Below are 23709 nucleotides of genomic sequence, written 5' to 3' on the forward strand. Positions count from 1 at the left end.
CACTCATGTTAAGGTTGGCCGGTCATAACGAATATCAATTTCGATGAGCATAAACTTAGCGATTAAATGGAGAGCAGCGTGAAATCCGGCAAGGCCCTGGCAAAACACTTTAAGCGGCTATCTGGCGTTATCTTGGCCACTTGTGTACTAACCCCAGTATCTTGGGCCACAACGGCAACAGAACAGCTCCAGGATGTGATCGAAGACCACTGGCAGTATCGTCTGCGCGAGGATCCAATTACTGCGGGACGTATGGGGGTGTCGGACTATAACCGTCAGTTGCCGGGGGTGACTGCTGAGGATAGAGCGCGTCGGTTGAAGTCCGAGCAAAAATTGCTGCAGCGCTTGCAAACGATAGACGCTAGCGAGTTAGCGGATTCGGACAAGGTTAATCGGGAGTTGCTCGCCTGGGTACTGGAAAACTCCATCGAGGCCAATCAGTTATTCTTGAAGCGTATACCGCTCAATACCTTCTCTAGTTTTTTCGGCACGGCCCTGGATGCGCATAGTGGCCTGGCGATGACCAGCGTTGCGGATTTTGAGGATTACATCGCTCGTATCCGCGAGTTTGGCCGCTTCTTCGATGAGAATATTGCCAATATGCGCGAGGGTATTCGCACAGGTTTTGTTTTGCCAAAAATAGTGGTGCAAGGCATAGCCCCTACGGTGCGAGCCCAGGTTTATAAAGACCCAACTAAAAGCAGCTTGTATAAGCCATTTGCGGAGATGCCTGCTGCAATTACTACTGAAGAGCAGCAGCGCCTGCGCAATGCCGGCAAAGAAGCCATTGAACAGGTGGCTATTCCGGCTTTTGACCGTGTAGCAAACTTCCTGGAAGGGGATTACCTGAAAGCCGCCAGTGAGACCCTTGGGGCTGAACAGCTGCGTGGTGGTAAGGATTACTATCGCTACAACATCGGCTATTACGTCACCTTGGATATGGATCCAACGGAAATTCACCGCACAGGTTTGGCCGAGGTGAAGCGTATTCGTGCGGAAATGGAAGCGTTAATAAAGGAATCTGGTTTTAAAGGTAGCTTTGCGGAATTTACTCACTTTCTGCGTACGGACCCCCAGTTCTATGCCAAAACGCCGGAAGAGCTGCTAAAGGAGACTGCCTATATCTCTAAGCGAATCGACTATGTGTTGCCGCAGTTCTTTAATCTGCTGCCACGCACCCCCTATGGCGTCGTTCCGGTACCCAGCGAAATCGCGCCCAACTACACCACTGCCTCCTACAATCCTGCCGCTATCGGTGGCACCCGTGGTGGGGCCTATTGGCTGAATACACACGGCCTGGATCAGCGCCCCTTATATGAACTGCCTGCACTGACCTTACACGAGGCGGTACCCGGTCATCACTTGCAAGGTGCTTTGTCTCAGGAACTGGAGAATGTACCGGACTTCCGCCGTGAACTTTACTTAAGCGCTTTTGGTGAGGGATGGGCGCTTTACTCCGAGCGCCTTGGCAAGGAAATGGGCTTATATACAACGCCTTATGAACACTTTGGCCGTCTCAGCTATGAAATGTGGCGTGCGGCACGTTTGGTGATCGATACCGGTATTCACTCTCAGGGCTGGACTCGCCAGCAGGCGCTCGATTTCCTCTCCAGTAATACCTCGCTATCTCCAGCGAATGTACGTGCAGAAGTGGATCGTTACATATCCTGGCCGGGCCAAGCCCTCTCTTATAAAATGGGAGAAATTAAGATCCGCCAGCTACGCGCTCAAGCGGAAAAGGAGTTGGGTGAAAAATTTGATCTGCGTGCTTTCCACGATGCACTGTTAAAAAATGGAGCCCTACCGCTTTCCATGTTGGAAGAGCAAATGCAACGGTTTATTGCGGAGCAGAAAGCCTCTTAAAGTGTCTTGTTTTGCAATCCCGCTCTTCATTGTTAGAGCGGGATTGCAAGAATAAGCCAGCGTATAACCGGCAAATTATTGATACAAGCGGTAAAGCAGCTTGTTTTCAGATATAACCTATCCATCCCATAGCGTGTGCGTATTTTATTAGCATCCCACTACACATCAGTACGACTACCCCTCTCAAATAGGTGGGGTTGATTTTAAAAAGGCAGTGTGACCCTATCCATGCACCTATGACTTGTCCAGCCATCATCAGGGTACCTATAACCCACACCACTTGCCCTGCAACTAAAAATACCAATAAAGAGGCTACGTTGGTGGAGAAGTTAAGAGGCTTTGCCATTGCGGTGGCTGTCAATAAATCTTGTCCTCGGCAAGCAATGCCTGACAAAGTGAAAAATGACCCAGTCCCAGGCCCAAACATGCCGTCGTAGTATCCAATAAATGGAATTACCCCATATTGATATTTCTTGCTAGATAGTTTTGGTTCATCATTATTCTGAGCTATAGCCGGAGAAATCAGAAAGTAAATAGCAATAAATAACAGTACTATAGGGATAACAAAAGATAAGATGTCAGTATTGATAAGTTGTACGGCTATGGTTCCAATAGCTGCTCCAATAAAGGCGGATAGCATCAACCTCCTAACCCCATCCCAGCTTACCTTTTTACCCCTAATCATCATATAAGTGGCTGTTGCTGTACCGATACTGCCTTGTAATTTATTGGTACCTAAGGCAGATAGTGGTGGAATACCGCTTAAGATTAAGGCCGGAACGGTTATCAGGCCGCCGCCACCCGCTAATGTATCGAGTAGGCCGGCAACAATAGCAACGAAAAATAAGATAAGTAATAACTCTGTAGAGAAGCTAGCGAAATCCAAAAAGATACCTCCTTTCGCTTACTGTTAGATTTATTAGCTAATAAAGCCTGAATATTTTTTACAGGAAGTAGCATTTATAAATTTCCCGCCAAACTAATAAGAAATAACTTATTTCTGACGAAGAAATACCCATCTAATTTGCTTTCTCTTTCCCCTGCCACCACATCAGGAAGTCCTCTCCCACTGAATACTGGGGCAGAGAGTGACGGCTTCTGCTAATTTCCTGCTCCTGCTCCATTTCGGTTACTTTTAATTTTGTAGCTTCAAACCAGGCTTCAGGATTGTCCACACCTTGGTTAAGGGCCTCACCGTAAAGGGCTGAGCTAAACCAGGTGCGCTGAGAGTCGTCACTGCAACCAAAGGAGCTACGGTCGGCAGCGGCTGAAGTAAAGATTACTCTGTTGGGGGTATTTAAAGCTTCTATCCACTGTCCGGAAAAGCAAGCCGAAATTATGATCCATTGGTGCTGGGCGTTAATATTGTCTAGCCACTGTTGCCCATCTTTTAGAGATAGGTCGTTAAGTGGTATTTCACCTTCGGCAATTTTGAAGTCTCCATTGCGAGCACCATGGCTTACAAGGTGCACCAGAAGCAGATCTTCTTCGGGGTCCATCAGTTGATCTAGAGCTGTTAGACTTTCCTGGATACTGGTTCGAGTGGCCAAGGGAAAACCGTAACCCCCGCCGTTACTAAGGCGCAGCAGTCGCTGGTCGATATCAAAAGCTTCATCTAGGCGTTCTGCCACCCACTCCAACTCCCTTGCAAATACCGGAGAGGTGCCATCACCACCTACTAGTAGTGTGTAAATATCACGGATGCCGGGTCTTTGTGGGGGCAGTGCGTTTATAGCGTTTCGTAAGCGTTCACTCTCACTATAGAGGCGGGTTTCCGCTTGGGCGCCGGGTATATTCGCCAGTGCGCGCCAAGCAGCTTCGCTAGGGTAATAAATACCTTCGGAGAAATAGCCAGGTTTCTCGATAATGTTGCCTTCAGCATCCCTACTAATTTGTGTACCTTCCCCCTCAGCTTCCCCATAGCTGAATGTGGCATGGATCACAGTGCCGTCAGGCTGAGTGAGTTCACCCTCGCCAGAGTATGAGCCGTACTCGAAGCCGCCGGTATAACGATAGCCATCGCTATCCGAGTAGTTGCCTTGTATTAAATAGCCGTTTTCAAAAGTGCCCTGATAAAGGCTGCCATCATCGGTACTGAGTTTGCCTTCGCCGTGAGGGTCAAAAGCCAAAAACTCGCCATTGTAAATGTCACCGTCATCCCAATTTAACGTACCGTTTTTTAGCTCCCCTTCAAGGAATTCGCCTATCCACACAGTTCCATTGCAGGTATAGCGACCTTTGCCGTGGGGCTCCCCATTGAGAAACTCGCCTTCATAAGTACAACCATCATTTCCGGTTAATACGCCTTCGCCCGTCATGCGGCCTTCTCGAAAGTTTCCACGATAAAGGCTGCCATTGGGCCATTCGAGTTGGCCCTGCCCATGAAACAGGCCGTTTAACATATCGCCTTTGTATACCGAGCCATCTGGCAAGGCGGTTCCGCCTGCAAACTGAGTTGGCTCGCAGGCACTGAGTAAAAAAATAAGCGGGAAAAAGTAGATAGATCTCATTCCATGATCCAGCATCAGGGTTTAGGAATGAGACTAACAAAAAATGGTGCCAGGCGGTCTCTATGTTTTATTCAGTTGGTCGAATTTAAGACCGTATTTATCTAAAAGTTGGCGTATCCGGTGAGAGTCGTTATTGGATTTTTTTGCTGTGCGGCTCACTTGAAACAGTTTGCGCCCGGCTGCCGCCATAGAGTTGGACTCCTCACAAACTTGAATCAGTCCCGCCAGCTTGATCTGCTCGTAGTAATCCATCTGTTCGATGCGGTCACGGCCCAACAACATTTCAATACGGGCAAAGGGCAGTGATGACTTACTCTGTGGGCTTTGCCACTTAATCTGTAATCTGTGAATTTCCTCCTCCACTACCTGGGTCGTGATACGCCCGCCGTCGGCGAGGGTGCCCATGCGCAGGATACTGGCGTTAAGATCGCGAAAGTTCGCTGACCAGCTGGCCTCTACCGAGCGGCCAAAGTTCAGGTACCTCTCCCGCGCCGCTTTATTGAAGCTCACCAGGTGGCCAGACTTTGTGGAGAAGGCTTCAAGCTCAAAGTCGATATTGGGTTCCAGGTCTTCAATACGCTCACGCAGAGAGGGTAGGCGGTAGGTCCATAAGTCGATACGGGCCAGCAGGTCTGCACGAAACTTACCCTCGCGACTGAGCTGTACTAGATCCCGGTTGGTGCCAGCGATCAGCTGAAAGTGACTGCTCACCTCTTTATCTGAGCCAAAGGGCATAAAGCGCTTGTGCTCTATGGCCCGCAGTAGCATTGCCTGTTCGTCCAGTCCCAACTCGCCAATCTCATCCAGAAATAGCAGACCCTTATCCGCCTCCATTAATAGCCCAGGGCGGTGTGTGGTGGCACCGGTAAAGGCTCCTTTGCGGTGGCCGAATAGGGCGGACATGGCATTCTCACCACGCAGGGTGGCGCAGTTTACTGCTACCAGGCCTCCTTCCAATTTTCCGCGTTGTTTACGTAACTCATAGACACGCTGGGCCAGCTGGGATTTTCCTGCCCCCGTCGGTCCTGTAATGAGAATGGGCGCATCGGAGCGAATAGAGACCTGCTCTAACTGCTCGATCATCTGGTTAAAGGCCTGGTTGTTGGTTTCGATACCGCCTTTCAGGTAGGTAGTGCCCTCCTGGTGTTCTCGCTGGAAACGTGAGGCAATCTGGTCGTACTTGGATAGATCCAAATCGATAATCTGGTACTGATCCGGCAAATTACTGTTTTTCTGTGCAGGAGAAGTTTGCAGCAGGCGCCCAGGGAAATAACCGGCCTCTGTGAGCAGGTAGAGACAGATCTGGGCCACGTGGGTGCCAGTTGTGATATGTACCAGGTATTGCTCCTGATCCGGCTTAAAAGCGTAATCGCGGGCGAAATCCAGCAGGTTGCTGTACACACTCTCGAAATCCCAGGGGTCATTGAAGTTGACCCGGTGATGGACCACGTTGGTTTCAGGGGAAATACGTGCAATGTCCTCAGTGACCTGGTCTGCCAGGTTTTTCGAGTGGTTGTCGAAAAGGAGCTCAAGCCGATCGATCAGCAGGTCATCGTGCTGGCACATAGAGATATTGGGGCGCCACTTGTCCCAACGCTTGTCACTTTTACCGCGCCGGTCTTTAGTCGTGCCGAGAATACTGATAGCTACTGTTTTCATACTATCTAAAATAATAAATAGCTATCTTAAAAGATAGATTTTATAAACATCGTACTGGGCTAACTATCGCTTAGAATGCTACCTATAAAATAATTTTTTCATAAAAAACAATGAGTTACAGAAATTTGGAAAGTTTCTGCAAAAGTTGGCACTCAATTCGCTATATCAATGGCAAAAGAAGCGCGTGAAGTGGTAACGCGGTTTCATGAGATTCTTGGTTTCATGAGATTCTTAAAGGAGCGAGAGATGAAGCCATTGCCGTATGAAGTGATGCAGGCAGGTGGGGTACCGATTAAGTCCTGGACCTTAGGTGTGCCCTTTGAAGAAGAAGCCAGGGCTCAGCTTAAAAATATTTCGCAGTTGCCTTTTATCCACAAGTGGGTGGCGGCAATGCCCGATGTACACCTGGGCAAAGGCGCCACCATTGGCAGTGTGGTACCCACCCTGGGAGCGGTAATCCCCGCAGCTGTGGGTGTGGATATTGGCTGTGGCATGATGGCAGTCCGCACCAGCCTCACTGCAGCACAGCTGCCAGACAACCTGGCGGGCGTCCGCAGTGCCATTGAGCGCGCCGTGCCCCACGGCCGCACTGGTCGACACCGGGGTAGGGGTCGGGATAAGGGTGCCTGGGAGAATCCGCCGGACGATGCACTTGCCGGCTGGGCGCCGTTGGCAGAGCAGTTTGAGGCGCTGAAAGAGAAGCACCCAGTATTGAAAAATACCAATAATATCAATCACTTGGGAACGCTTGGCAGCGGTAATCACTTTATTGAGATGTGCCTGGATGAGCAAGGCAGCGTGTGGCTGATGTTGCACAGTGGCTCTCGTGGTGTGGGTAACCGTATTGGTACCTACTTTATCGAAAAGGCCAAGCGGGATATGGAACGCTGGCATATCCACTTGCCCGATAGTGACTTGGCCTATTTCCCCGAGGGTAGCGAGCATTTCGATGACTATGTGCAGGCGGTGGAGTGGGCGCAGGAATTTGCTCGCATCAATCGTGAAGTCATGATGGTACGCACTATTGGCGCGGTGAAGCAGGCACTGGGTATGGATTTTGAGGCGCGCATGGAGGCGGTAAACTGCCATCACAATTACGTTTCCCGCGAACAACACTATGGCAAGGAGGTACTGGTAACGCGCAAGGGCGCTGTAAGGGCGCGTGTTGATGAAATGGGCATTATTCCCGGAAGTATGGGGGCCAAGTCTTTTATTGTGCGGGGGTTAGGAAACGAGGAAAGCTTCTGCAGCTGTAGCCATGGTGCCGGGCGGGTGATGTCCCGCACCAAGGCGAAAAAACTGGTATCCCTGGAAGAGCATCGCGCGGCTACTGTCGACGTGGAATGCCGTAAAGATGAAGGTGTGATCGACGAAACCCCATCGGCCTACAAACCTATTGAGAAGGTTATGGCAGCACAAAAAGATCTGGTGGAAATCGTTTACACCCTCAAGCAGGTAGTCTGTGTCAAAGGATAGTTAGCACAGGCCAGGGATAAGGCGTTTAATAGTGAGGAATGTCGGAAGTTATGCCTAAAGGGCAGGCTCTCCGCAATCAAGTTTGAATGTTTGTGTTCCAGTCAGCGGAGCCGGTTCTGTATGCCGGCCTGGCACCCCCGACGCTGGCGGTAGGTGTACCCACTGGGGCAATCTTCAAACGCCTACTTTGTAGCTCAATTGGTAGAGCAACCGTTAAATCGGTTTGTTACAGGTTCGATTCCTGTCAAAGTCACGTCGCCTGGAAAGCGACCTTAAGGGAAGGCGAGAGCCTGGGGTTCGAGTCCCCACAAAGAAGCCCTCTTTGTTGAAATCTATCCGGGGCCTACAGTGCCTTATGGTTTCGGTTATTGGGAATTGCAGCAATAGCTAGCCATAAAGGCACGCCGGCGGCAGTGTCGCCTTGCGTGGGTTTACGCTGTGCGTGTGGATTACAGCATTTGCATTGATTCTATTTTGGCCAAGGATGTTGGCTTCGTTACCCAGGATGGGTGCAAGAAGAACTTTGCAGAACCGCTGTATTTTGCACCCTCTGTGTATAAGCGTTGGGCCACTCTGAGATCGAGTGGGCCCCACCCTAAAGGAATAAAATGATAAGAGATCGGAGAAATGAAGTCTCTCTTTAAAATATGGAAGATTGTCAATGTGGCTGATAACGAGCGAGCACTACTGTTTCGCCGCAGCCGATTTGAAAGGGTGCTGCCACCAGGGCGTCACCGTATTTGGCTGCTCTCAGGTGATGTACGGGTGGAGACCTATGATATTACTGAGGTGGTTTTTGATGCGATTAAAGCAAAATTCCTGCTGAATACTTATAGCGAAGTGTTAGGTGAATATTTGCAGTCCTACGAATTGTCTGATCAACAAGTCGGACTTTTCTATCGGGATGGTAACTTGGTAGATATCCTTCCCCCTGGTTCATACCGGGCCGTATGGAAAGGAGGGGAAACCGTTCGTGTAGGTATTGTGGATATTTCCAGGGAATACACCATTGATGACAATGTACTGGGGCTTCTCGGTCGCGGTGCCTGCGCAAGCCAAATACGCATCGCTGCTCAGGCAGTAAGCTATAACGAAGTCCCCGATGAGCATGTGGGTCTTTTAGTTGTCAATGGAAAGTTGGAGAAAGCGCTGCAGCCGGGTCGTTATGGATTTTGGAAATACAATCGCTCTATCGCAGTGAAATTGATAGACATGCGCCTGCAAACTATTGAAGTGAGTGGCCAGGAAATTCTAACCAAAGATAGAGTTAGCCTGCGTATCAACTTAAGTGGCAGTTTCAAGATTACAGATCCACAGCGGGTGGCATTGAAGCTCAGTGATTATAAAAACCATATTTATCGTGAATTACAACTAAGTTTGCGTGAAGCGGTGGGTACCCAGACTCTGGATAGCTTATTAGCAGATAAAGATCGACTGAATATTGTTATTGCAACGGCTATCCATAAAAAACTAGCGCATTATGGTATCGAGATTGTCAGTGTCGGAGTGAAAGATATTATCTTACCAGGCGACATGAAGATGATTCTTAATCAGGTAGTGGAAGCTCAGAAGGAGTCTGAAGCGAATTTAATAAAGCGTCGTGAAGAGACCCAGGCTATGCGCTCCCTGCATAACACTGCCAAGATGATGGATAACAATCCTACATTACTGCGTCTAAAAGAATTGGAATCCTTAGAAAAAGTCAGTACACGCATCGATAAAATATCAGTTTATGGTGGCCTAGAAGGCGTGCTTAATGATTTGGTGAAGCTGCGTCCAACAGCTTAAGGTAGCAAGCTATCAAGTAAGCTTTGAGTTTTAAGGACTTAGGCAGTGACTAAGATAGACGGTGCTCAGGGGAAGGGCTGCAGACAGATTTTGCGGACTTCCCTTACTTTGTCCTTATGACTGGGAATGCCGGTTCTTATTAAAACTATTCGTGCAGGCCGTAAAAGCCTGGCCTTTCAAATCGTATTGTCACCGCTATTGTTGACCAGTGGAGTAAGCAAATTATGCTTTGAACCCTGTGTCTACAATAAAAAAACCATTTTAGATTTTTCCAAATAGAATTTTTTGTCGACGTTAATACGTATGGGTGCAGGAAAAGAAGCTAGACGAAGATATAAATACTGGCTGTAGATTTTTCATGAGAGATCGGTTCAAGGGCTACTAAAGTAATCCGATGAAGAAGTTAGATAAAAATAGAAATAAAGTAACTCAAGCAGCGCAGTTAATTGAGGAAAATCTTCATAGAAATTTGAAAATCACCGATATTGCTAATCATGTCCATCTATCGCCTTTTCATTTTCAACGATTGTTTTTTGCTTATATGGGAGAACCTGTGAATCGCTATATTGCTGTGCGCCGTCTGGAGACCGCAGCATTGGAACTCACCAACACTCCAAACATCAACTTACTGCAGCTTGCAATAAATTGCGGTTTTCAAACCCATAGCGCGTTTTCTCGGGCATTCAAAAAACAGTTCGGAATAAGCCCCTCTGCTTTTCGCAATTCTCCCGAAGCCGCGGAAACAGGGGTGCAACAGGGCCGCCCGTATTTGATCAATCAGCCGCCGCGCCAGGTGATTGAGCCAGTCGAGATCGTCACTCTACGACCATTCTATTTCCGGTTTCAGCAGTCGAGAGGAACCTATGAAGGCCAGTTTTTCCACAAGAGTGATTTAGATATTGGTGCATATTTTTTAGCGCTACTCAAAGAGACAGTGCCACCGGATCAATTCTTAATGAGCTGTTTTCCTAACACCCCCCAGATGCTCAATGATGATACCGTTACAGTTTGGTACGGTGGAGCCTACTCAGAACGCCCGAACAACAACAAAAGCTATAATTGGCACATGTTCGACGCTGGAACATGGGCGGTCTTTGAACACTGGGGGGATTACAAATTCCTCTACCAAACTTGGAACCAGATTTATCGCAACTGGCTTGCTCAGACAGCCTATAGGCTGCGTGATGAATTTCCGTTCGAAGCTTATTCGGGAACACCGAACTACATCGCCCCAGCAAAACAACTCACTCGTATTTATATTCCACTCAGAAAAGCATGATAGGAACAGCAGGTTTCCACTTTACTTGCTAAATTCGTCCGGAACAAAATTGTTCGGGATTAAGCCATGCAACTTCATCAATACCCAGCCACCCAGATTTGTGCAGCCTTGTCGGCAGGGGATATCCAGGCCAAAGAGGTAATACACCACCAGCTAGAACGTATACAGCGCCTCAACCCGGTGATCAATGCCGTTGTAACACTTAATGAAAACCAGCCTACAAGTAACATGCGTCCGTTGGCGGGTTTGCCCATCACCCTGAAGGATCAAATTTACTATCGAGGGATGGCCTGCACATTCGGGTCGGAACGTTTCAAGGGGTTCCACCCTACCCAAACCGCATCTGCCGTGGAACGACTGCTGAATGCCGGTGCACAGGTTATGGGTAAAACGAATCTCCCGCCCCTCTCGATGGACTTTCAGTGCAGTAATACTCTATTTGGCACCACTAACAACCCTTGGAATTTAGAATACACACCGGGGGGGAGTAGTGGTGGCGGCGCAGCTGCGATAGCGGCGGGGATGAGCTTTGTCGATATTGGTACAGACTTGAGTGGGTCTTTGCGTATCCCCGCCTCATTTTGTGGGGTGTTTAGCCTTCTGCCGAGCGAGGATGCCATTCCCATTGATGGGACTATGCCAAACCAGGTTGCACCGCTGAAGCATTTTGCGCGTATGGGACCGATTGCCAGAACTTGCGATGACTTGGATCTAGTATGGACACATATGAATAACCAGCCAGACGTTGGGCAGAAAGAGTTTAAAATGCCAAAGGTCAACTGGAGTGTCGATAGCGGCGGGATTGAAGTTTGTAAGAGCATCGTTAAATGTTTTGAAAATGCGAAAAACGCATGGGAAGAATCTGGGGTTCACGTAGTACAGGCTCAACCAAAAGATTTCGATTTTAAACGGGCACGTCGCGCATTTGGTGAAATTATGGGGTTTGAAACAAGCGCTTTAGTGTCGGCGCCTGTACGTTTTCTTTCCAGCATTCTTGGGCGTGCAAGTGCGCGCCGTTCACCAGAATTCATCGCGAATGTCATGCTTGGTTATCGCCACAATAAAAGCCGCCTTAGCAATGCAATTGACGAAAAAAAGATATTGTCTGGTGCTATTGATGCCTTTTTGGCAGATAACAGTGTATGGGTGTTGCCCGTTACGGCGACTTCGGTGTTTAAGCATATGGCACCAACCAGCGATCGCAATGGTGTGCGTGATTACGCCCTCCCTATGTACATCAATGAGCAACCGGTAAATTATTTTGATGCGATGGCAGCCTTTACAACGCCGATTTCACTGACGGGTCATCCAGTTGTGACCTTACCAATAGGATTTGATGGAAACGGGCTTCCGATCGGAGCACAGCTGATCGGCCTTAAAGGCCAAGAGAAAGAGCTTATCGAAACTGCGAAACGCTTACATAACATTCTGAAACCACACCAGTGTCCCATGTTTATGAATGGCTAATATGGATTCCATGCGGCTTGTAACATCACATTCAAAAACATGAATTGCAGATGTTTATTGAGTTGATATTAGCGGTAGCTTTGATTGTCAATGACACCTTTTCTTTGCATAAAAATTACGCAATTATGCTCGTAGCGAAATGCTAAAGAGGGAACTTTAGCGTGAACTACCCAAGGTTGATTGGCCCATTGAGTGTTTGTATATCCGAAAATCAGGCTATTAAAGGACAGGCAATGTACTCTCCCTGTGACTGTTATCCCAGCATTTGACTAAAGTGTTTTATGTTATGGGAGAGCATCAGATAGATTCTGATCGCATTGTCGATCTTGTAATTCGGCAGATACAGCTTTGTAGGCGTGCCGGTGGATGAGCACTTGGTGGATCAATTGATACTACCCATGGCCTTAGATAGCGGAGGCTGTTTTACCTAGCTCGCATTTGCTAACCAATATTTCAGTCATTCAAAAGCTAACTGGAACGAACGTTTAGCTGAAAGTTTAGTGAAGGTAATTGGAAAGCTCTTTTTCTAAATTAGTAGGAAACATAAGCAAGTGATACAGCGAAGATGACGATTAAAAAAATTATTCAGGTTATGGACGAGCTGCTCGTCAGCTTTGGTTGATTAATGTGTCTTTGCATAAATAAAAAATAGTTTAGTATATTGCCGCCTTATGGAAGAGCTGAAATCACTCAACTAGTTCATGGGATGTAATAACGTAAAGTTTTCTACACGAGAGTTGACATTGCTCTTTGTTGAAAGTGTAAATAAAAGGAACTTATCTGAATGATGTCTAAGATTTTAAAATTAACTGTTTGCGTAGCTGCCCTTATGGCTGCGGCATGTAGCGGCGGTGGCGGGGGTGATGGAGATAGTGGAACCGGAGGTGATGGGACGACTGTCCCAGTAGCCAACCAAGCACCGGTAGCAAGCTTTACTTTGTCTTCGCAGTCTGGGCTTTCGCCTGCGCAGGTTAAGTTTGATGCATCTGCTTCAAGCGATGCGGACGGCAGTATTACTAGTTACGAATGGAATTTTGGTGATGGCAGTGATGCTACTGGGAAGGAAGTTGAGTATACCTTTTATGCATACGACGGGATTGACAAGGAGTATACGATTCAGCTGACGGTTACGGATAATGACGGTGCGACTGCCACTTCCGAATTGACGTTTACAGCCCTTAAAAATTCACCGCCAGTTGCAAAATTTGCATATAACCAGCCAGATCTTGAATCACCATTGGTTTTATTCGATGCTTCAGAAAGTACTGATGCAGAAAGTACTGACTTATTGTACCAGTGGGATTTTGGTGATGGTACGACAGGTGAGGGTATCCAGCCCGAGCATGAATACCAGGAGTATGGAGATTACACCGTCAGCCTAACTGTGGATGATCAGACGGGTAATACCAATAAGTATGTAACTAATTTGCTAGTCAGTGATGGCCAGTTTGTTGCTTTTGGAAAGATATCTCTTGCAAAAGGTGAGTATGCTGATAGCGATACCAATGATCCTAACAGCGAGCTTGTACCAAATAACTCCATGAAAGAAGCGCAGGCAATTTCAGGGGTTAGTGAAGTTGTTGGTTTTGTTGTTGCTCAATTTGCTTCTCAAGATAAGAGTTCAAGTGCCTACCGGGATGAGTTTGATTTCTATGTTGCCTCGTTAAAAAAGAATCAGAATGTTTCTCTACATATTCAGGACTGGCAAAATGGTGATGCAGATATCGATCTTTGGTTGATAGATGAGTCTGGTAATTTGCTCATAAGTTCAAATGGTGTTGAAGAAACGGAATCCCTAAAAATCCCAGAAGATGGAAGTTATTATTTAGCAGCATTGGCATTTGGTGGGGCTTCTGCTTACCGTATGCAAATATCCTCTGCTCCGATAGTTGATAGCGTTGGTAATTCAATCCGTACCAACGAAAAATTTGTCGCTGGTGAACTTATAGCTCGTCTAAAGCCCACGGCTAAATTAGCAGGTATTGGGAAGCTTACTGCGGCAGGCGCGGTCAAGCACACTACCAGGGATGATGGCCCAATGCTACTGGATTCAAATCAGGCGGCGAAGGGGTTTGGCTTATTTAAGTCAGCGGGAGTATCCTCGCTATCGAATACTGCTGGCGTAAAGGTTTCAGCTGAAATACAGCGTAAATTGGAGACCATTTATAATCTCAAGCGTCTTAATGCTAGTGGCCAATTTGAATATGTTGAACTGAACCGGATTCGTCAGCGTCAATCAGTCAGCGATCCCTTGTATCCAAAGATGTGGCATTACTCACAGATTGCTGTACAGGACGCGTGGAGTACGTCAACCGGAAGAGGTGCAATCGTTGCGGTATTAGACACGGGTATCTTATCAGGTCATCCAGACCTCCAGGGTCAGTTGGTAGCTGGCTTCGATATGATCAGTGATATTGATAATTCCGTGGATGGAGATGGTATTGATCCAAACCCTGAAGACCCAGGTGATGCTCCAGACAGTGATAATGATTCCTGGCACGGTACCCATGTGGCGGGCACAATCGCTGCAGCTACTAACAACGGTATTGGTATTGCAGGCGTTGCCCATGAAGCCAAAATAATGCCTGTACGGGTGCTGGGCGCTGAGGGAGCTAGCGATTATGACATTGCTCAAGGGATTTATTTTGCTGCAGGTCTCACAAATGATTCTGGTAAAGTTCCGGATCGAAAAGCTGATGTAATTAACATGAGTCTCGGAGGGGCAGGTTACTCTCAAACGATGCAGGATGCAGTGCATGCAGCCCGTGAAGCGGGTGTGATAGTTGTTGCAGCTGCAGGTAACAACGGCGATGATGTAAGTAATTATTCACCAGCTAACCTCGATGGGGTTGTTACAGTGGCTGCCACTCGACAAGGCGGTGAGCCTGTTTGGTACTCCAATTTTGGGGGCAATATTGATTTGACTGCCCCTGGCGGTTTAATGCCAATTGATAGACGCAAGCCAACAGAGCCCTTTGATCCTAAGATAATAGCTAAATCCGATGGCGGCGTGATAAGCACTCTCGGGAAAGAAACTGAGAGCGGTGAAATCGAGTTTATTTATGGAGGTATGCAAGGTACTTCTATGGCTGCACCCCATGTGTCCGGTGTTATTGCCTTGATGAAGGAGGAGTGGGAGTCAATGACTCCTGACGATTTTGACAAATTGATAACCGATTTTAGAGTTTCCTACGGTAATACACCAAGCCCTCGATTTGGTTATGGTGAAATAAATGCTGAGCTTGCAGTTGCTTCTGCAAAATCTCGTGCCTTTGCTACACCACAGCTTGGACGTTTGTATATCAAAAGTGGTCATCAGCATGAACTGTGGACCCAAAAAGAAGCGAAGGTAGAACTGCTGGCAGATATGCCTGGAGTCTCGGTTGCTGAGATTAATGCATCTGTCTCTTGGTTGAGTGCGAGTTATCTAGATGAGGATTCAAATGGTCTTGGCAGTTATCAAATTACTGTAGACACTGACAACCTAGAGGTAGGTCGTTATTCTGGCATTTTGAGCTTTGTTGCTTCTACCGAAACCCGTTTTGATTTATGGATATCAGTCCAGGTTATCGCTGAAGATGTGGAATCTGGTGGTAATGCCGGCGCCGTTTATGTCGATTTTGTTGATATTAAAACTGGTGAAGCTGCAGGCCGGGTAATGGCAACTTTCGATCCAGAACAGGGTGTCTACCATTATAAGTCCCCTCAATTAGATGCCACTTCTGAGTTAGGATTTGGTGTGATGGCCGGAACCGATATCGATAATGATGGGGTTATCTGTGAAGTGGATGAACTGTGCCACCGCTTGGTGACTAATGATGATTGGTTACCAATAGTTAGTGGGTATTTTCACGAAGATGTAGAAGTTACGGATTTAGAGTTAAGGGCGTTATGGTTTCCCTTGAAAGATCTGTAATCTAAGAGACCATATTAGTCTATGGCTATCCCCATACATCTAAGATGGGGGTAGCTATTCATTACGAATGCTTATTAATAAGTTTCCCATGCAGTTTATGCTCAAAATTATTTTTCTAGATATTTAATAGGCGAATTCTTTTTTTAATTTTTAGAAGAGGCTAATGTAAACTCTAGTAGTAATGAGATAAATAGTTCAAAAAGTGCTGTGATTAACTTTTACCCAAGAAAGTCTTTTTCAGAAAGTAAGTCTATAAGTTGTTTTTTTTCAATAAGTATTTGGGCGGCCTCCGTTTCCACTTAAAAAATCCTTAAGACTTCCAAAAAGGTAATAATCCCAGCCACTTTTGCACATATCCCAACATTTCATTTCTGGGGATAGACCAATATGGGTAAATTTAATCAGAGTTCCCGTATTCTCCTCAGAAAATTCGAAACGCAGAGTACTGCCTTTCCACTCCTCGGGGTCATCTACGTTATCTGAAACCATATTGGATTCAGTACATTCAAGCTCAATCAATTTCTCGGGCTTCAATATTTTGGCGCGAAAGACCCAGTAAGATTGACCTTTGAAACCGGTTTTGGCGATGTCACCCACCTTTAGGAAGGGTGCGCTTACCGGTGTCCACCACTGGGACATTTTTTCGGTTACTGCCTTGTAAGCATCTTCCCGGGAACTTGGGCTAAAAAATGATGTAGTGTAGTTGGACATCACCGTTCTCCATAGGGTCATCGAAGCTGGGTCTGGAAGGCATGGTAAAGAATGCTATTTACCTTTCATTAGCAATCCAGAGATTTCACCCTTGGGATCTAGTTTGCTGTGCATATTAATAAAGACCTTTCCATCCATTAGCGCTTTTCGATAAGGCTCTTCCACCATCCATTTACCCATAATAAATCCACTGGTGCCCTCGGAGCATTTCTTTTCCAGTCCGTGTTTATCCTTATCGGTTTTGGTCTTGGGCCAATCGGGAACCATGCCGGGGTTTGTCGGCATTCCACAGATAGTTTGGATAATCGGACCGCTCGCTTTGCCGGGCTTGCAGATAGGCGGCTCTTTGCCATCGCCTGCGCATTGCATATGGAAATGCGACATGGCTACCCCACCGGGTGATAGATCGCTGTAGCCAACCATAAAACTCAGCATATGTGTCTGGTTGTTGTAGGCGCCAATAAAGAAGCCACCCGCATCTTTAGGGGTTTGTGGATTTACCTTTTTACCGAGCATATTTTCGTTAGCGGTGGTCAGGTCAGCCTTAAAAATGGTAAACCGCTTGTCATCTCCGGCATCGGACCAGGCTTTCTCGCCAGATCCATGTTTGGCAGTTGGTGAGTCTTTTTCTTTTTTATTGTGGTTATCTGCAGTGGTGAAAGTGGAATAGGCCAGTAAAAACATCGCCATTATTAAATAAGCGATTTTGGGTAATGAACTGAGTTTCATAAACATCTCCTCTATATTTAATCGATCTTGTTATTACCTATACGAGAAATTTAATGCCAGACGCTTAATAGCGCTCATATTCACTATGAAGAATGGTGTAGATCATGGATGGCTGGCGATAACTACTTGTAGCATATGCGCTTGGTTCTGGCCGCTTAGGGCCAATTTTGGAGACAGTATTTTTTACTGGGTATCTTGGGGAATAAAGGAATTCGTGGAAACGGGATATCCGGCTTCACATGAAGCGATGGGTATAGGAAGGATGCAGCCGGAAAAAATTGGGGTTATCGGAAAAAATTATTAACAGGCATTTTCGCTAAATTTAAAATACTGGATACAACGATTGCTCATCCGTACCCAGTGACTCTGCTATCGAGGATGGGGCGCTATCACCCCGCATCCTTCCAAACTAATTCGCGCTCTCGGGCATAAAGGGGAGTAAAGTTAAATTGTACCTCTGTGCCCCCCTGCGTACGCCGCTGAATATTCAGTTTTCCATTCAGATTACTGGCGCGCTCCTGCATGATTGACATACCGAAGTGGTTGCGTTTTTCCGGTGCGTTGCTGATACCCACACCGTTGTCGCGGATGCGCACATTGAGCGATTGGTTATTAGCCTGGATCATGCTGATTTGCACCATATCGCCCTGAGAGTGGTATACGGCATTCTGGGTAGCTTCGCGTACCAGCTGCAGCAGATGGATTTCCTCGTGGGGAGTGAGCGGTACTTCATTGAGGTGATAGTCGAGCAAAATAGTGATTTGCGGGTGTTGCTCGCGATAAGCGAGGATGGATTGCTCGAGGATATTGCGTAGGCCGCCAGGGCCTATTTGCAGCCTGAAAGTAGTGAGCAGTTCGCGCAGCTGGCGATAGGAGGAGTCCAACCCCTCTTTTAGCTCGGTAATAATCTCCTTCACCTTAGACTTATCCACCTGCTCGCTGCGATTGGCGCGATTGAGCCTAGTGACTTGGATTTTCAGGTAGGACAGCGATTGGGCCAGGGAGTCGTGCAGTTCCCGCGCGATGATCGCGCGCTCATCCAGAAGGGCAACGCGGCGCTCTTGGGCCTCGCGCTCGTTGATGGCAATGGCGGCGGTGACGCTGTCGGCAAAGGTGGCAAGGCGCTGTTGCTGTTCCTCATCGAGGCTGTTGCCTCTGGGCAGAGTGCACATCAGTACGCCGTAATTGCGCTTATCCACTTCCAGGGGGAAGCGGTACACGCGGAACTCTCCCTCATCGGAGGGACCGCAGGTGCTCACACAAACCCGACAGTCACTGCCGCTGCACTGGCTGTTGCCAAACCCCTGCACCAGATGTTCGTAGGGGGCTTCGCCTTCAGGTGTCATCAGGCACAGGTCCAGGTTGTTCAAGTCGGCGACATTGGCGAACTCGCCAAGCCATTGCCCCAGCTCGGATCCGGCCAGGGGCCCCTCGCTGATACGCCGTGCCAGTCGGTATTGGAAATCCAGTGCCTCGTGGCTCTTCTGTAGCTGGGCGGTTTTTTGTTCGACGCGGTGGGCCAGGTCACGATGGGTTGCGTGAATCTCGTCGCTCATATAATTGATGGTGCGCGCCAGAACCCCCAACTCGTCTTCGCTGTCGATCTCCAGGCGATTTTGGTTGAAGTTCCCCTGGGCGATGCTCATTGAGCGGCTGATGAGTTGCTTCAACGGTTGCTCCACGGAGCGATGGAGTATGTATAGGGACAAGTAAACAAGCGCCACTATGGCGAATAGGGAAGCCACCTGTACCAGGCGCAGCAGGCTGATCTTTTCCTCGGCGATGGTTTGATAGTCCAGTACCAGGGTGTCTACATCGTGAATAAATGGTTCCAGGTGGGTGGCCAACTGCAGGGAATCCATGCTGGTGCGACCGGCGGCGATGGATTCCAACAGTGGTCGAATCTCTTCCTCCCAACTGCCGATTACCTTGCGGTAGTTGCGCGCCGCGCGCAGGTTATCGCTGGCACTGAAGTCGGAAATACTCAATACACGGCTCAGGCGCGAAGTCACTTCGTTCGATAGTGTGGCGGTGGCTTTCATATCACCAGAGGGTGCTGTCGCTGCGAGCCGGTAGCTCATAGCGCGCAGGGAACCGGCCAGGTTCACTGCGGCGGCATCGTTTTCCGCGGCGTCAGAGATAATGTAAGAGGCCACCATGGAGCTCAGCGCGACTAACACTGTGAGCAGCATCAGGGTGCCGATTCGATAGACGATGGACTGTCGGATTCGATTCAACATATCAGTTCACTTCGATCTCGGGCCGCTGTTGGATAGCCTCTATTGTGCCGCTTACGAGCGCTCAAATTTGTGAGTACCACCAAAGAGTGCCAGTTTTGCACAAAATTTAACCTATTGCCTGTGTTTTAAATACCGCCTAAGTCATTACGGGACTTACGCCCAACCTCAACCATCAACTGGCGCCATTTTCTTACCTACTCATGGGTAGCTCAGCGCTTTTCTACCCCTTTTTGGTCAGGTGATCCTCTTTTACAGCGCTTTTATATTCCCAGCTAAACCGATGCTTTAACCGCATTTCGATGCCCTGGGAGTACCGCATGAGCCATTTCCTGGACCGACTGAAATATCTGAAGAAACAAAAAGAGCCCTTTTCCGGTGGACACGGGGAAAAGACCCATGACGACCGCAGCTGGGAAGACGGCTATCGTCGCCGCTGGCAGTTCGACAAGATCGTGCGCTCCACCCACGGGGTGAACTGCACCGGCTCTTGCAGCTGGAAGATCTACGTCAAAGACGGCTTGGTCACCTGGGAGACCCAGCAGACCGACTACCCGCGCACCCGCCCGGACCTGCCCAACCATGAGCCCCGAGGTTGCCCGCGCGGTGCCAGCTACTCCTGGTATATGTACTCGGCAAACCGCCTTAAGTACCCGAAGATCCGCAAGCGTCTGGTAAAACTCTGGCGCGAAGCCAAGTTGAGACACAGTGATCCGGTGGATGCCTGGGCCAGCATTGTCGAGGACCCGGCCAAGGCCAAGTCCTACAAAGAACGCCGGGGAATGGGTGGCTTTGTGCGGATTAAGTGGGATGAAGCCAATGAGCTGATCGCCGCTGCCAACGTCTACACCACCAAAAAATACGGACCCGACCGGGTAACCGGCTTCTCGCCGATTCCCGCAATGTCCATGGTGTCCTACGCCGCCGGTGCCCGCTACCTGTCATTGATTGGCGGCAACTGCCTGAGCTTCTACGACTGGTACTGCGACCTGCCCCCCGCCTCTCCGCAGATTTGGGGCGAGCAGACCGACGTGCCCGAGTCCGCCGACTGGTACAACTCCAACTACCTGATCGTATGGGGCTCCAATGTGCCGCAGACCCGTACCCCGGATGCGCACTTCCTCAGCGAGGTGCGTTACAAGGGCGCCAAGACCTGCGTAATCACTTCCGATTACTCCGAGTGTTCCAAGTTTGGCGACACCTGGCTGGCACCGCGTCAGGGTACCGATGCGGCCCTGGCGATGGCCTTCGGCCACGTGATTTTGAAAGAATTCCACGTCGATAAGCCCAGCACCTACTTCACCGAATATGTGCGCACCACCACGGATATGCCGATGCTGGTGACCCTGGAAGAGCGCGACGGTAAGCTGGTACAGGGCCGCTTCCTGCGCGCCTCCGATCTGGCAGATGACCTCGGCCAGGATAACAACCCGGAGTGGAAGACTATCGCCGTCAACCACGATGGCCAGCTTGTTTCCCCTCAGGGCTCAGTGGGTTATCGATGGGGCGAGCAGGGAAAATGGAATATTGAGCAGCGCGATGGCCTCAGTGGCGAAGAAGTAGAGCTGAAACTCAGCCTGAAAGACTGCGCCGATGAAATCGCCCAAGTGGCCTTCCCCTACTTCGGTGGCCAGACCCATGAACACGACTATTTCCAGCACACCGACCACAGCGATGTGATCGATTACAAGGTGCCGGTGAAGTTTGTGCAGAACAAAGATGGCGAGGTACTTAAGGTTGCCAGCGTCTACGACCTGACCCTGGCCAACTACGGCGTGGAGCACGGCCTCGACGACCCCAACTGCGCGCACAGCTACGACGAAGACAAACCCTACACTCCCGCCTGGCAGGAGAAAATCACCGGCTGTCGCCGCGAGAACGTTATCCAGGTTGCGCGCGAGTTCGCCAACACTGCTGACAAAACCCGTGGACGCTCCATGGTGATTGTGGGTGCCGCCCTCAACCACTGGTACCACATGGATATGAACTACCGCGGCCTCATCAATATGTTGATGATGTGCGGTTGTATCGGTCAGAGCGGCGGTGGCTGGGCCCACTATGTGGGGCAGGAAAAGCTGCGCCCGCAAACCGGCTGGACCCCCCTCGCTTTCGGTCTCGATTGGCAGCGCCCGCCGCGTCATATGAACGGCACCTCCTTCTTCTACAACCACGCCAGCCAGTGGCGCTACGAGAAGTTGGAGATGGACGAAGTGGTTTCGCCGCTGGCCGACAAGAGCAAGTGGCAGGCTTCCATTATCGATTACAACAGCCGCGCCGAGCGTATGGGCTGGCTGCCCTCTGCACCGCAGTTGGGTATGAACCCGCTGCAACTGACCAAAGATGCCGCCGCTGCGGGTATGTCCGCCAAGGATTACACCGTACAGCAGCTCAAGCGTGGCGCGCTTAAGTTCGCCAACCAGGACCCGGATAATCCGCAGAACTACCCGCGTAACATGTTCATTTGGCGCTCTAACCTGCTGGGTTCCTCCGGTAAAGGCCACGAGTACATGCTGCGCCACCTGCTGGGCACCAAGCATGGTCTGATGGGTAAGGACCTGGGCGAAGCCGGCGGCAAGAAACCGGAAGATGTGGCCTGGCACGATACCCCCAGTGAGGGCAAAGTCGATCTGCTGGTGACACTGGACTTCCGCATGTCCACCACCTGTCTCTACTCCGACATCGTGCTGCCAACGGCTACCTGGTATGAGAAGGACGATCTCAATACCTCCGATATGCACCCCTTTATCCACCCGCTCACCAAAGCGGTGGACCCGGCCTGGGAAGCGCGCAGCGACTGGGACATCTTTAAAGGTGTGGCGAAGAAATTCTCCGAACTCACCGATGGCCACCTGGGGGTGGAAAAGGATCTGGTAACCCTGCCAATCCACCACGATACCCCCACCGAAATCGCCCAGCCCTTTGGGGTGAAGGCCTGGTGGAAGGGCGAGTGCGACCTGATCCCCGGCGTTACCGCGCCGAGCATGATCGAGGTGGAGCGCGATTATCCCAACACCTACAACCGCTTTACCTCTATCGGCCCATTGCTGGAAAAACTCGGCAACGGCGGTAAGGGCATCAGCTGGAATACCGATGACGAGGTGGACTTCCTCAAGAAGCTCAACCGCACCTGGAAGGATGAAAGCGCCCGCGATGGCCGCGCCCGTATCGACAGCGCCGTAGATGCCGCCGAGATGATCCTGTCTCTGGCCCCTGAAACCAACGGCCAGGTGGCGGTGAAGGCCTGGGAAGCGCTGGGCAAGATTACCGGTCGCGATCACACCCATCTGGCCAAGCCTAAGGAAGACGAGAAGATCCGCTTCGCCGATATCGTGGCGCAGCCCCGCAAAATTATCTCCTCGCCCACCTGGTCCGGCCTGGAAGATGAGCATGTGAGCTACAACGCCGGCTACACCAATGTGCACGAGCTGATTCCCTGGCGCACCATCACCGGCCGCCAGCAGTTCTACCAGGATCACGAGTGGATGCGCGACTTCGGCGAGACCATGTGTGTGTACAAGCCGCCCATCAACCTGAAAACCGTACAGCCGGTGCTGAACCAGAAGCCGAATGGCAACAAGGAGATCCTGCTGAACTGGATCACCCCGCACCAGAAGTGGGGTATCCACAGTACCTACTCCGATAACCTGCTGATGCTCACCCTGTCTCGCGGTGGCCCCATCGTGTGGATGAGTGAGAACGACGCCAAGCTGGCGGCTATTGAAGACAACGACTGGATCGAAATCTTCAACGTCAACGGCGCCATTGCCGCCCGTGCGGTGGTGTCCCAGCGGGTGCCCGACGGCATGGCCATGATGTACCACGCCCAGGAGCGCATCGTGAATACACCGGGAGCGGAAACCACCGGTACCCGCGGCGGTATCCACAACTCCGTAACCCGCGCGGTGATGAAACCCACCCATATGATCGGCGGCTACGCCCAGCAGTCCTACGGCTTTAACTACTACGGCACTGTGGGCTGTAACCGGGACGAGTTTGTGGTGGTGAGAAAAATGAACAAGGTCGACTGGCTGGATGGCGAAGACATCAAAGAGCCGACCCGAGAGGAGGTGTAAC

13 protein-coding genes and 1 tRNA gene are annotated in these 23709 nt (G+C 49.7%); 8 read left to right on the top strand and 6 right to left on the bottom strand.

Annotated elements, in window-relative coordinates:
- Positions 1-78: 78 nt before the first annotated feature.
- Positions 79-1863: a DUF885 domain-containing protein gene (locus ACJJIO_RS10510; protein ID WP_444910946.1), complete on the top strand. Its 1785-nt coding sequence runs from the start codon at positions 79-81 to the stop codon at positions 1861-1863.
- A 106-nt stretch (positions 1864-1969) separates the two neighbouring features.
- On the opposite strand, the gene ACJJIO_RS10515 is transcribed toward ACJJIO_RS10510, so the two are convergent.
- From ACJJIO_RS10515 to rtcR, 3 genes are all read right to left on the bottom strand, one after another.
- The gene (locus ACJJIO_RS10515) at positions 1970-2749 is read right to left on the bottom strand and encodes a TSUP family transporter (RefSeq protein ID WP_444910947.1); all 780 of its coding nucleotides are present in this window, start codon (positions 2747-2749) and stop codon (positions 1970-1972) included.
- Between the two features lie 133 nt (positions 2750-2882).
- Positions 2883-4373, bottom strand: a complete 1491-nt coding sequence (locus tag ACJJIO_RS10520; RefSeq protein WP_444910948.1) for a C13 family peptidase — start codon at positions 4371-4373, stop codon at positions 2883-2885.
- A gap of 60 nt (positions 4374-4433) precedes the next feature.
- Complete coding sequence (gene rtcR / locus ACJJIO_RS10525) at positions 4434-6032, bottom strand: RNA repair transcriptional activator RtcR (protein ID WP_444910949.1); 1599 nt, start codon at positions 6030-6032, stop codon at positions 4434-4436.
- 246 nt (positions 6033-6278) lie between these two features.
- Between rtcR and ACJJIO_RS10530 the strand changes: the two genes are divergently transcribed.
- The 6 genes from ACJJIO_RS10530 to ACJJIO_RS10555 all read left to right on the top strand — a co-directional run bounded on the left by ACJJIO_RS10530 (position 6279) and on the right by ACJJIO_RS10555 (position 15958).
- On the top strand, positions 6279-7508 hold the full coding sequence (locus tag ACJJIO_RS10530) for an RtcB family protein (protein WP_444887705.1): 1230 nt from the start codon (positions 6279-6281) through the stop codon (positions 7506-7508).
- Between the two features lie 184 nt (positions 7509-7692).
- Positions 7693-7761: transfer RNA gene (locus ACJJIO_RS10535), tRNA-OTHER, on the top strand.
- Positions 7762-8135: 374 nt separating this feature from the next.
- The gene (locus ACJJIO_RS10540; protein ID WP_252084088.1) at positions 8136-9296 is read left to right on the top strand and encodes a slipin family protein; all 1161 of its coding nucleotides are present in this window, start codon (positions 8136-8138) and stop codon (positions 9294-9296) included.
- Positions 9297-9690: 394 nt separating this feature from the next.
- On the top strand, positions 9691-10575 hold the full coding sequence (locus ACJJIO_RS10545) for a helix-turn-helix domain-containing protein (RefSeq protein WP_444887707.1): 885 nt from the start codon (positions 9691-9693) through the stop codon (positions 10573-10575).
- A gap of 66 nt (positions 10576-10641) precedes the next feature.
- Positions 10642-12042 (top strand): amidase, encoded by a 1401-nt coding sequence (locus ACJJIO_RS10550; RefSeq protein ID WP_444910950.1) that lies wholly within the window; start codon positions 10642-10644, stop codon positions 12040-12042.
- A 784-nt stretch (positions 12043-12826) separates the two neighbouring features.
- Positions 12827-15958, top strand: a complete 3132-nt coding sequence (locus ACJJIO_RS10555; RefSeq protein WP_444910951.1) for a S8 family serine peptidase — start codon at positions 12827-12829, stop codon at positions 15956-15958.
- 267 nt (positions 15959-16225) lie between these two features.
- Here ACJJIO_RS10555 and ACJJIO_RS10560 read toward each other — a convergent pair whose 3' ends face one another.
- The 3 genes from ACJJIO_RS10560 to ACJJIO_RS10570 all read right to left on the bottom strand — a co-directional run bounded on the left by ACJJIO_RS10560 (position 16226) and on the right by ACJJIO_RS10570 (position 19638).
- Positions 16226-16669 (bottom strand): SRPBCC family protein, encoded by a 444-nt coding sequence (locus tag ACJJIO_RS10560; protein WP_444903585.1) that lies wholly within the window; start codon positions 16667-16669, stop codon positions 16226-16228.
- Positions 16670-16723: 54 nt separating this feature from the next.
- Positions 16724-17398, bottom strand: coding sequence for a CHRD domain-containing protein (locus tag ACJJIO_RS10565; protein WP_444899344.1), 675 nt, complete (start codon positions 17396-17398; stop codon positions 16724-16726).
- 389 nt (positions 17399-17787) lie between these two features.
- Positions 17788-19638, bottom strand: coding sequence for a histidine kinase (locus ACJJIO_RS10570; protein WP_444910952.1), 1851 nt, complete (start codon positions 19636-19638; stop codon positions 17788-17790).
- 317 nt (positions 19639-19955) lie between these two features.
- Here ACJJIO_RS10570 and ACJJIO_RS10575 point away from each other — a divergent pair, with 317 nt between their 5' ends.
- Positions 19956-23708: a nitrate reductase subunit alpha gene (locus tag ACJJIO_RS10575; RefSeq protein ID WP_444910953.1), complete on the top strand. Its 3753-nt coding sequence runs from the start codon at positions 19956-19958 to the stop codon at positions 23706-23708.
- Position 23709: the final 1 nt, after the last annotated feature.

Source organism: Microbulbifer mixtoriginis (SeqCode) (assembly GCF_052467235.1).